Genomic DNA, 11,231 nt, shown 5'->3' with positions numbered 1-11,231 from the left:
GGATCATCAATTTTGGCATTTAACCAGTAACGAACGAGATGTGGTTGTAATGTCGCTTCTTTTTAAAAAACGCCCCACACTACGGGGGGAAATCTTTTCGACAATTCCTCTTTTTATGGCTTCATCCGCCAACTCTGAAGGTGTCCAATGGCTCACTGGTCTGTCTGATTTTTCACATTCTTCACAAGCGATCGCTACAATCTGGACTACTTGTTCGACCGTAAAGGATTTTGTTGTTCCAGGTCTTGGGCGATCGCTTAAAATTCCTTTGATCAAGACCATTAATGCTTTCTCCGTTACCTGTTGTTCTTCGGCGGCACTCAGTTTTTCTCTCTCCTCAAACCATTGCGATCGCCACTGACGCACTTGTACTCGGTCTAATTCTAATCTTCGACTAATCGAACTATTGCTCTCTCCTGATGCTGCGGCTAAGATTAGCTTGGCTCGTCTAACAAGGCGATAGGGGTTTGTTGTCCCTCTCACTATTTGTTGGAGTACTGTTTTCTGTAGGTTGGAGAGGTTAATTGGCAATGCTTTTATCATGGACATCAACTTCGAGATTCTTCCGTTAGTTTCATTGAAACACATTGTCGTGGCTAGTCACGAAAGTTTCTGTAAAAATCTGGTGGATTACTTTCGCCAAGCTGCACTAGTTAATTGTAGCTTATGCCTTCAAGATGGGGGATGTTGTCAAAGAAAACAAGCTGCTAATGAAATTCAATCCGAACCAATATTTAAGGTATTAGTAATTACAGATAGCCAAGAAAATATCAGAAATTTACAACAATGGTTACATAATAATCAAGTTGAAGCTATTTTTATATATGATTTAACTGAAATCAATCAAGGGTTATTATCCCAATCATTTTCAGGAATTATTATCGATCATCACCTCAAACAAGATACGGTTGAAAATTGGGTTAAACAATTACAACAATATGCTAGTTTTCAGGAAGTTCCTATTATTGCCTTAAGTGAAAAAGCAGGTAATGGAATTCCTTGGTTAGAGAGACAATAAAAATTAGAGGATTATATTTTAACCCCTTTTAATGGAGATAAATTAGTTAACTATTTAAAGAATTTATCAGCCACTAATACAGCTTTAGCAAATGGTGATGTATATTGGTTCCCTCGCTAATTAACTAAGAAATTATTCTGTTAATTTTTAGTAGGAATATATTTAGCTAATTTAGCAGCAAGATTAGCAAAAGGCATACTTTGTAACCAAACCTTACCCGGGCCGGTTAACTTAGCTAAAAATAAACCTTCTCCGCTAAACAAAACATTTTTGATACCCTTAACAGATTCAATTTCAAAGTTAACTGTAGGCTCAAACAAAGCAATGTGGCCAGGATCAACTAATAGAGTCTCTTGGGGCTTTAAATCATAGCTTTGCATTTCTCCTGGAATTTCTAAAAATGCCTTTCCTGGACCGCTTATTTTTTGTAAAATAAACCCTTCGCCTCCGAATAAACCAGCGCCCAATTTTTTGCGAAAATGTAACTCTATTTCCACAGTTTCTTCAGCACACATAAAAGCATCTCTTTGACAAATTAAACTTTGTCCAGGCATCAATTGAAAATCTAAAATTGTCCCAGGAACTTCCATTGTAAAAGCAACCATTCCCTGACCCGAATTACAATTATAACTGGTCATAAAGAGAGATTCTCCAGCCAATGCCCTGCCGATACCTGCCATTAGTCCCCCTCTGGTGTTGGTCTTCATTTCTATGTCTCCCTTCATCCAGGCCATGCCACCAGACTCCGTATAAATAGACTCCCCCATCATCAGATGGGTTTCTAAAATTTGCATTACGGTTCCGTGAATTTTGTACTGCATTGATCATTAAATAAATTGACTTTACTCGAGAGCATACCATTTACTCTCTGTATACTATGAAACTAGATACCTCTATATATAGGAATATTTAAGGGCATTTTAATATTTACTCTCTCTTGTTGATAATTAACTTATTGGGAAAATATACCATCTTTTTTAAAATTGTTATATAATAGCCTAGTAATAACCTTTTCTTGGGTGGGCGAAAGTCAGCAAGAAAAAACTTATTTATGCTAAATTAAAAGATGAACTTTTTGAAACAAACCCTTGCCAGTATTATAGGAACTTTAGCAGGATTATTTTTATTTGCTACATTGGGAGTTAGCAGTTTAGTTATATTGTTGATTACTTTAGCGAGTGTAGACACAGAACCGACAATTAAGGACAAATCAGTATTGGTATTGGATCTATCTACAGAAATTAGAGACCGAGAACCAATGGTTAATATAAGTGACATATTATCGGATAGGCAGCGTTCGGTATTAACCTTAAATCAGGTTGTCAAAAACATTGAAAAAGCAAGTAAAGATAGTCGGATAGAAGCCATTTTTTTAGATGGAAGTAACGCCAGTGCTGGAAGTGGTTATGCTAATTTTGCGGAGATACGAGAAGCCTTAATAAAGTTCAAAGAAAGTGGTAAGAAAATCATTGCTTACGATGTTACTCTCACTGAGCAAGAATATTATTTAACCTCACTAGCTGACACCTTAATTGTTCATCCTATGGGTTTAATGGAATTGAATGGAATAGGTACAGAATCCTTATTTTGGACAGGGGCATTTGATAAGTATGGGATTGGGGTCCAAGTGGTGAGAGTAGGTGATTATAAGTCAGCAGTTGAACCTTATACAAGGACTGAACTCAGTGCAGAAAATAGGCAGCAATTACAAGTTTTACTCGGTAGTATCTGGAATAATTATCTTCAAGAAGTTGGAGAAAGTCGTCAGATAAACCCTAATGATTTACAAAAAGTTGCAGATAATCAAGGGGTTTTGGTTCCTGAAGAAGCCCAAAATTTAAAATTAATTGACCAAATTGATTATAGGGATAAAGCAATTTCTATTTTACAAGAAATCACAGGAAATCAAGAAAAATCTTTGAGACAAGTTTCATTCAATCGTTATATAGATATCCCAGTTACAGGAATAGCAAATAATAGTTCTAACAAGAAAATTGCCGTTGTCTATTTAGAGGGTTCTATTGTGGATGGAGTAGGAACCAGAGAACAGATAGGGACCAGTCGGTTTGAGAAAATATTGCGTAAAATTAGGGAAGATAAGCAAGTAAAAGCAGTAGTTCTTCGCATTAATAGTCCTGGAGGAAGTGCAACTGGATCGGATATTATTTTACGAGAAGTTCAATTAATTCAAGAGAAAAAACCCGTGATCATTTCTATGGGTAATGTCGCAGCATCTGGAGGGTATTGGATCGCAACAGGAGGAGAACATATTTTTGCCCAACCTAATACCATTACCGGATCAATTGGAGTCTTTGGACTTTTATTTAATATCCAGGAAGTTGCCAACAATAATGGTATCACCTGGGACGTTGTTAAAACAGGAAAATTTGCCGATTTAGGAACAGTAAGACGACCAAAAACGGAGCAAGAATTAGCCATTTATCAGAAATCAGTTAACCGTGTTTATGACTTATTTTTAGAAAAAGTGGCTGAATCTCGTGACTTAGCTAAGGAGAAAGTTGCCGATATTGCACAGGGTAAAGTTTGGTCAGGAAAAACAGCAAAAAATATCGGATTAGTCGATAGTTTTGGGGGATTAGATGCCGCTATTCAATATGCAGTAGAACAAGCAGAATTAGGTACAGACTGGGAAATTAAATCTTATCCTAGTTCCCCAAGATTTGCAGGGCTATTCGTCAGGAAAACTTTAGATGAAGATATGAAAATTGGTAATCATTCTGTTGATCCTTTAACACAAGAATTTTCAGAATTTAAAGAAGAACTGAAAGTTATTCAAAACTTTAACGATCCTCAAGGTGTTTATTCTATTCTGCCTTTTAATTGGCAATTACGATAAGGGAAGAAATACAGACGATTCCCCCAAAAACCCTTAAAAAAAGGTAGGAGGCAAAGATAGGGTGTATCTGAAAAATATTCATCTATATGCTTTTCGTAATTATCATGAACAAACTCTTAATTTTGAGTCACAAAAGACAATTCTGTTAGGAAATAATGCTCAAGGAAAATCCAATTTACTCGAAGCAGTAGAACTATTAGCAACCTTAAAAAGTCATCGGACTAATCGCGATCGTGATCTTATTCTAGAAGGGGAGAAAAAAGGACAAATTTTAGGAACAGTAGAACGAAACTATGGGGAGTCCCAAATGGGAATTACTTTCCGTTCCCCAGGAAGACGTAGTTTAATGTTAAATCATGAAAACTTACGCCGTCATTTAGAATTTTTGGGTCATATTAACGCCGTAGAATTCTCTTGCTTAGACTTAGAATTAGTTAGAGGTTCCCCGGAAACCCGTCGTAGTTGGTTAGATACTCTTTTAATCCAACTTGAACCCGTTTATGCTAGTATTATTAATCAATATAATAAAGTTTTACGGCAACGAAATGCCTTATTAAAAGTTATTCGTAAGACAGTGGAAGAACAGACAAATACTGATAATTTATCGGCAGAAATGTCTCAATTAAAATTATGGGATCAACAGTTAGCCGAGGCAGGTACGAGAGTTACTCGAAGACGAAATCGAGTTATTGAAAGAATAAGCCCGTTAGCAGAAAATTGGCATAAAGAAATTAGTAACGGCACAGAAAAGTTAGAGATTAATTATTTACCTAATATTTCAATTGATAGGGAAGAACCGCAAGAAGTACAACAAGCTTTTTTGGATAAAATAGAACAGCGTCGTATGGCTGAACAACAACTGGCCACCAGCGTTGTTGGCCCCCATCGGGACGATGTAGAATTAAAAATTAATCATACTCCGGCGAAGTCCTACGGTTCCCAAGGACAACAAAGAACCCTTGTTTTAGCCATCAAATTAGCCGAATTACAGTTAATCGAAGATGTCATAGGAGAACCCCCCTTATTGCTATTAGACGACGTTTTAGCAGAACTCGATCCCAACCGACAAAATCAACTATTAGAAGTGATTCAAGGGAGGTTTCAAACCATAATCACCACCACCTATTTACACTCTTTTGATACACAATGGTTAAAATCGTCTCAAATAATGAAAGTTGAAGGGGGAAAACTTTTTCAAATGTAGAAAATTATAGTTGATAAAATTTATAAACGTCTTTCGCTGCACGATGTAATAGAGAATGTCGATAGACTAGAGACTTCAAGTCTTTTGCATAGCCTCCTCCAATGACACTAGCAACAGGATATCCCTCGGCAATGCAACTACTCAAAACCAGCATTTCTCGCCGATAAATTCCCGTATCCGTTAAACTTAATTTGCCGAAATGATCATTAGCATGAATATCAACTCCGGCATCGTATAAAATTAGGTCTGGTTTTATTTCTGATAATAAATCAGGAAGATATTGGGACAAAATTTGTAAATAACCATCATCATCTAATCCTTTTGGTAAGGCAACATCTAAATCACTTTTTTGTTTTTCTCTAGGAAAATTAGACTCACAGTGCATAGAAAAGGTGAACACTGTCTCATCATTTTCAAATATTTTAGCAGTTCCATCTCCTTGATGAACATCGAGATCAATAATTAATACTTTTTGAACTAACTTTAATTGTTGTAATACACAAGTTGCGATCGCTAAATCATTAAAAATACAAAACCCTGAACCATAGTTGGGAAAAGCATGATGAGTACCCCCTGCTGTATTACAAGCTAAGCCGAATTTCAAGGCTAATTTTGCCGTTAAAATAGTGCCTCCAACGGCGATACAAGTCCGTTTAACTAATGCTTCACTCCAGGGTAACCCGATACGTCTTTGTGCTTTATCCGTTAGAGTTCCTTGACAGTAGCCGGTTATATAATCAGGACAATGAACTAATTCTAATAAAGAGTTTTCAGGCAATTTTGGAGTATAAATATCATTGAAATCAATAATCTTTTCTTTCAGTAATAATTCATAAAGTAAGGAGAATTTTCCCATTGGGAATCTATGTCCATTAGGGAGTGGAACAACATACTGATGATCATAAACAATAGGTAAATTCATCGTTAATTTTACTTTTAGGGAGCTAAATAACCATATCACAAAGCCAGTATTAAGGTAAATTTATATTTTTTGTAAAGTTCAACTGGATTTTTCTCAGTATTTATTCTAGAAGATTGATGTGAATCGAAGATTAATTTTTTTGAGAAATTTAGTAATTTTGGTGATGCTAACAAGTGTCATTTGACTTAACCTATAAAATATACTTTTATTTTTATCCCATTTTACTTAAATATGTTTAGTGCAACAATTGGTTCAATTTCCCTATCCTTAGCCTTGTTTCCTATTTCTGCTCAAGCCTTACCTACCCCTGCTCAAGTTGATCATACAGCAGAAAGAATTTGTCAAGTTCCTCAAGAATCTGCTTCAATAACAAAAAATATTTACTATCAAGAGTTAGGCAAGTGGGTAAGTAACGGCAATATCACAGCTAATCAAATACAAGACGAAGACACCCGAGAAATAATTATTGGACTTTGGATAAAAAACAATTGTTAGCGTAAATTTTACGCTAAACATATCTCCAGAGCTAAAATAGAGAATTAAGGTGATTTTAAAAACTCTCTTTCCATCTTTTTAGGGGATTTTAAATATTAAATAGCTTCATTCAGTTTCGGTTCCAATATAGATATCTAAGTAGCTTTCAGTTAGAGATTGAATGACTCGTTCTAATTCATCAATGAGATTTCTTCTAGTGAGTTTTTCTACAGCATCAATATGAGCAGAACTTCCGGCTCGTCCTAAATATTTATATTTGGTTTTTTTCTCATTATTAGTGGCCATAGGAAAAATTGATTCAGCAGCCTGTAGTTTATAATACCAGTAGATTGTTCCCTTTCGATTAACCTGAAACGAATAATATGACAATTAGCTGGTGCTACTTCCCCTTCCCGTTCAATTTTCTTTATTTTCTGTTTAAGAGAGCGAATTAGACTCTTAATTTGTTTGGCTCTCAGGTGGACATCTTGACTGGTCTTAAGTTCGGAATGTTATGACATTAGCCTTAACTGTAACAAACAACCTCTTTTGATGTTAGCGTATATATTCCGCTAATTTATAAGGTAATAAATTTTAAAAATGACCAAAAATGAAACGGCTACTTCTGTCGAGGAATTCCTGGTGTGGAGGTCTAACCTCTTCCAAGGACTAAAAGCTAGAAAAGAAACTATTATAGAATTACTCGATGCCCTCTCCAGTAACCAACAAGCTCACTCAGTCGTTGAATTGTCTCTCAATCCTTTATTTAGAAGAGATTATAACAGTTTATATAGAGGGATTCAAGAGTTTTTACCCACTCAAACTGACCCTAATTATGAACAGAGAATTGAGACTTTATTTTCAGCGGTATCGAGAACAATTCCTCCCACTTCAAAACATTATAACTTATTTGGTATTGACACAACTCCCTGTCCACGACGGTTTGCCGAAACGTTAGCGGATAAAACCTTTATTCATTACCCCAATCCAATTAAGGGAAATAAACCCATTAATATTGGACATTGTTATTCCGTTGTCTGCGCTTTACCTGACCAAATAGACACAGAAAAAGTCCCTTGGGCTGTCCCCTTATCAGGAGAGCGAGTCCCCTCTAAACATAAAGGAGTAAATCAAGGCAATCAACAACTAAAAAAAATCTGGCAAAGTTCTTTATTTTCTGATAAATTATCTGTCTTAGTGGCTGATAGTGACTACAGCCAAAAGGATTTTATTGGGGAACAAGTTAAGCATGAAGACGTAGTTACTAGTAATTGCTCACCGCAATAAAGAATCTGTCTTGACAACATAAAGGTAAAATCGGGGATTTTTATGTATAGTGGGGGTTATGACCACAAATGCTACCATTGATTCAAAGCTAGTGCAGCTTGGCGAAAGTAATCCACCAGATTTTTACAGAAACTTTCGTGACTAGCCACGACAATGTGTTTCAATGAAACTAACGGAAGAATCTCGAAGTTGATGTCCATGATAAAAGCATTGCCAATTAACCTCTCCAACCTACAGAAAACAGTACTCCAACAAATAGTGAGAGGGACAACAAACCCCTATCGCCTTGTTAGACGAGCCAAGCTAATCTTAGCCGCAGCATCAGGAGAGAGCAATAGTTCGATTAGTCGAAGATTAGAATTAGACCGAGTACAAGTGCGTCAGTGGCGATCGCGATGGTTTGAGGAGAGAGAAAAACTGAGTGCCGCCGAAGAACAACAGGTAACGGAGAAAGCATTAATGGTCTTGATCAAAGGAATTTTAAGCGATCGCCCAAGACCTGGAACAACAAAATCCTTTACGGTCGAACAAGTAGTCCAGATTGTAGCGATCGCTTGTGAAGAATGTGAAAAATCAGACAGACCAGTGAGCCATTGGACACCTTCAGAGTTGGCGGATGAAGCCATAAAAAGAGGAATTGTCGAAAAGATTTCCCCCCGTAGTGTGGGGCGTTTTTTAAAAAGAAGCGACATTACAACCACATCTCGTTCGTTACTGGTTAAATGCCAAAATTGATGATCCCTTAAAATTTAAAAAGCAAGTCAAATATATCTGTGAACTTCATCAAGAAGCTAAAACTTTGTTAGAACAAGGAATTCATTTAATTAGTACAGATGAAATGACAGGGATTCAAGCTCTTGAGAGATTATTTCCGAACAAAAGAATCAAGCCTAAACAAGTAGAAAAAATCGAATTTGAATATGAAAGACACGGAACTTTAAGCTTGATTGCGAACTGGGATGTGGCAAGAGGAAAAGTTGTTAGTCCCTCTATTGGACCGACAAGAACAGAACAAGATTTTTCTGAACATATCCAGAGAACGATTAAGATTGATGAAAAAGCAGAATGGATTTTTATTGTAGATAAACTCAACACTCATAAATCGGAAAGCTTAGTCAAATTAGTAGCAGAAAGCTGTGGAATTACTATTGATTTGGGGAGAAAAGGAAAGGAGGGGATTTTGCAATCTATGGACAGCAGAGCAGATTTTTTATCAGATGAATCTCATCGAATTCGCTTTGTTTATATTCCCAAACATACATCGTGGTTTAATCAAATTGAGTGTTGGTTTTCGATCTTAGTCCGGCGTTTACTCAAAAGAATTACTGTCCGTTCAACTGAAGAACTATCCCAAAAAATTCTCAATTTCATTGATTACTTAAATCAACATTTTGCTAAGCCGTTCGTTTGGAAATTTAAGGGCTTTAAAGATCATAAGTGACTGGTGGATTATTTTTGCTAAGCTGCACTAGATGGATGAAAGCAACCGGAGCGAGAATAATTGTCCAAGCGACTGGTACTTTAAACCAGATAAACATGAAAACAATGGGAATCAGTTGAATTACAAAATTAAATAAAATTTGTGCCAGTTTAGAGATAACAAAAGCTTCTGGAGGGACGTTCAATTTCGTCAGCATCCCTTTAGCACTTCGAGCGGCTCCCATGACACTGGTAAAGGTTTGAATGAATGTTTGCCAGAGAGTCATACTCAAAGCGACAAACACCGGATAGGCGATGGGGGTTTCTCCCACATCCAAAACGTTTGTTTTTTTCAGAACCGTTAAACCCAGAGCGGTGACTAAAGGCGGAAGAAAAATCCAGATAATGCCAAATATAGACTGACGATACTGGGCCTGAATAGCTCGTTGAAATAGCTGCCACGCTAATTCACGAGAAGCGAGCAAATCGTACCACATTTGTTTTATTAACCGAACTGGGTGCTTGATACGACTTTCTGGTTCATAAATCACCACAGACAGGGATTTTTTATATTTATCTTCAGTTTTATGGATGTTGGCTTGACTCATAAGTACACTATAAATATTTCTAAAGCATTGCAATAGTTTTATCATATAACTTGAGATTACGAGAAGATGTCAAGCTCATTAATGGTCTAAACTAAGAAACGGACTTAAGAACTCTAACCTATTGCTGAAGGGGATCATGCTGAATAAAAGTGCTATTCTGTCAATTTTATTAATTTTTATCCCTTTATCTCTAGGCTCCGAGTACCTAGAGTGGGGTGCAACCCTGACTTTCATCATGGCGGCCTTGGCTATTGTGCCTCTAGCTGCCTTCATGGGCCAAGCAACAGAAGAGATCGCTGTGGTGGTTGGTCCAAATTTAGGCGGTTTATTAAATGCTACCTTTGGTAATGCCACGGAATTAATTTTGGCCTTGGTAGCTTTAAAGGAAGGTTTAATTGGTGTGGTCAAAGCAACCATCAGTGGCTCAATTATCGGTAATTTATTATTAGTGGTGGGCTTTTCTATGTTATTGGGGGGACTCCGCTATAAAGAACAAGAATTTCAATCCGTTGCCGCCCGCTTGAATGCTTCTTCTATGAATTTAGCTGTCATCGCTATTTTATTACCTACAGCAGTACAATACACTTCTACTGGTATTGAAGAACAAACCTTACAAAATTTGTCCGTTGCTGTAGCTGTTGTTTTAATTTTGGTTTATGGGTTAACTTTATTATTTTCTATGAAAACCCATGCTTATCTCTATGATGTGGGTGTGGCGGTTGAAGATGAAACAAAAAAAGAAGAAGGCGGTAATATTAATATTAGTAAATGGGTGATAATCCTTTTATTAGTTACCCTTGGAGTTGCCGTAGAATCAGAATTATTGGTCAATTCTTTAGAAGCAGCAACTTCATCTTTAGGCTTAACTCCTTTATTTACTGGGGTTATTCTCTTACCTATTGTTGGTAATGCCGCAGAACACGCAACGGCGGTTACTGTTGCTCTGAAAAATAAAATGGATTTGTCTATGTCGGTGGCAGTGGGATCAAGTTTACAAATTGCTTTATTTGTTGCCCCTGTTTTAGTCATTGCTGGCTGGTTTTTAGGTCAACCGATGGACTTAGATTTTAATCCTTTTGAATTGGTGGCTGTGGCTGTGGCTGTACTAATTACTAATTCTATTAGTTCTGATGGTCGTTCCAACTGGTTAAAGGGGACTTTATTATTAGCAACTTATGCGGGCCTTAGTTTTGGCTTTCTATTTCCCTCCTCCTGGGAGATGGATTTTAAATTATAACCATCGATAAATTATGAATTATGACCGAGGGTAAAAGCTTTAATCTTTTGACGTGGAAGGGAACCTTTGCAGAAACACAAAAAAAACGGCCCATAAAATTGCCTTTAAATCCGGCCTTTTTCCGGAGCAAATTTAAACGGTAATTGTCACAAAAGTCCCCTATGGGGAATTATTAAAATTCCTCGGGGGTAAAGGAAAAAATAAA

The 11,231-nt window shown here is 36.7% G+C and carries 11 protein-coding genes and 2 pseudogenes; 8 read left to right on the top strand and 5 right to left on the bottom strand.

The window, feature by feature from the left end:
• Positions 1-6 precede the first annotated feature (6 nt).
• Complete coding sequence (locus CWATDRAFT_RS25710; RefSeq protein ID WP_007307738.1) at positions 7-588, bottom strand: helix-turn-helix domain-containing protein; 582 nt, start codon at positions 586-588, stop codon at positions 7-9.
• Positions 589-592: 4 nt separating this feature from the next.
• On the opposite strand from CWATDRAFT_RS25710, the gene CWATDRAFT_RS40540 reads away from it, so the two are divergent.
• Entirely contained in the window at positions 593-1,018 is a 426-nt protein-coding gene (locus tag CWATDRAFT_RS40540) for a hypothetical protein (RefSeq protein ID WP_232287205.1), read from the top strand.
• A 140-nt stretch (positions 1,019-1,158) separates the two neighbouring features.
• On the opposite strand, the gene CWATDRAFT_RS25700 is transcribed toward CWATDRAFT_RS40540, so the two are convergent.
• Positions 1,159-1,839, bottom strand: coding sequence for a TIGR00266 family protein (locus CWATDRAFT_RS25700; RefSeq protein ID WP_007307737.1), 681 nt, complete (start codon positions 1,837-1,839; stop codon positions 1,159-1,161).
• 245 nt (positions 1,840-2,084) lie between these two features.
• Here CWATDRAFT_RS25700 and sppA point away from each other — a divergent pair, with 245 nt between their 5' ends.
• Positions 2,085-3,875, top strand: coding sequence for a signal peptide peptidase SppA (gene sppA / locus CWATDRAFT_RS25695; protein WP_007307739.1), 1,791 nt, complete (start codon positions 2,085-2,087; stop codon positions 3,873-3,875).
• Positions 3,876-3,936: 61 nt separating this feature from the next.
• A complete protein-coding gene (recF, locus tag CWATDRAFT_RS25690) occupies positions 3,937-5,079 on the top strand; it encodes a DNA replication/repair protein RecF (RefSeq protein WP_007307740.1) in 1,143 nt (380 codons plus the stop codon).
• 4 nt (positions 5,080-5,083) lie between these two features.
• On the opposite strand, the gene CWATDRAFT_RS25685 is transcribed toward recF, so the two are convergent.
• Positions 5,084-6,001 carry a histone deacetylase family protein gene (locus tag CWATDRAFT_RS25685; protein ID WP_007307736.1) on the bottom strand — a complete coding sequence of 306 codons (918 nt, stop codon included), beginning with the start codon at positions 5,999-6,001 and terminating at the stop codon, positions 5,084-5,086.
• 231 nt (positions 6,002-6,232) lie between these two features.
• On the opposite strand from CWATDRAFT_RS25685, the gene CWATDRAFT_RS25680 reads away from it, so the two are divergent.
• Positions 6,233-6,496, top strand: coding sequence for a hypothetical protein (locus tag CWATDRAFT_RS25680; RefSeq protein ID WP_007307741.1), 264 nt, complete (start codon positions 6,233-6,235; stop codon positions 6,494-6,496).
• A 105-nt stretch (positions 6,497-6,601) separates the two neighbouring features.
• On the opposite strand, the pseudogene CWATDRAFT_RS34650 reads toward CWATDRAFT_RS25680, so the two are convergent.
• Positions 6,602-6,954, bottom strand: a pseudogene (locus CWATDRAFT_RS34650) (hypothetical protein).
• A 121-nt stretch (positions 6,955-7,075) separates the two neighbouring features.
• Between CWATDRAFT_RS34650 and CWATDRAFT_RS25670 the strand changes: the two are divergent.
• The 3 genes and pseudogenes from CWATDRAFT_RS25670 to CWATDRAFT_RS25660 form a co-directional block, all read left to right on the top strand.
• Positions 7,076-7,741 (top strand): annotated as a pseudogene (locus CWATDRAFT_RS25670) (transposase); the annotation flags it as partial.
• Positions 7,742-7,915: 174 nt separating this feature from the next.
• Entirely contained in the window at positions 7,916-8,497 is a 582-nt protein-coding gene (locus CWATDRAFT_RS25665; protein WP_007303150.1) for a helix-turn-helix domain-containing protein, read from the top strand.
• Between the two features lie 64 nt (positions 8,498-8,561).
• Positions 8,562-9,203 carry a transposase gene (locus CWATDRAFT_RS25660; RefSeq protein ID WP_007307743.1) on the top strand — a complete coding sequence of 214 codons (642 nt, stop codon included), beginning with the start codon at positions 8,562-8,564 and terminating at the stop codon, positions 9,201-9,203.
• On the opposite strand, the gene CWATDRAFT_RS25655 is transcribed toward CWATDRAFT_RS25660, so the two are convergent.
• Complete coding sequence (locus tag CWATDRAFT_RS25655) at positions 9,187-9,789, bottom strand: ABC transporter permease (RefSeq protein ID WP_232287204.1); 603 nt, start codon at positions 9,787-9,789, stop codon at positions 9,187-9,189. The two genes, CWATDRAFT_RS25660 and CWATDRAFT_RS25655, sit on opposite strands and share 17 nt — an antisense overlap.
• 136 nt (positions 9,790-9,925) lie before the next feature.
• Here CWATDRAFT_RS25655 and cax point away from each other — a divergent pair, with 136 nt between their 5' ends.
• On the top strand, positions 9,926-11,026 hold the full coding sequence (cax, locus tag CWATDRAFT_RS25650) for a calcium/proton exchanger (protein ID WP_007307744.1): 1,101 nt from the start codon (positions 9,926-9,928) through the stop codon (positions 11,024-11,026).
• The last annotated feature ends 205 nt before the right edge of the window (positions 11,027-11,231 follow it).

The sequence above is a fragment of the Crocosphaera watsonii WH 8501 genome, from assembly GCF_000167195.1.
Taxonomy (GTDB): Bacteria; Cyanobacteriota; Cyanobacteriia; order Cyanobacteriales; family Microcystaceae; genus Crocosphaera; species Crocosphaera watsonii.
Note: the sequence above shows the minus strand (reverse complement) of the source record. Positions and strands in the feature narration are given on the sequence as shown.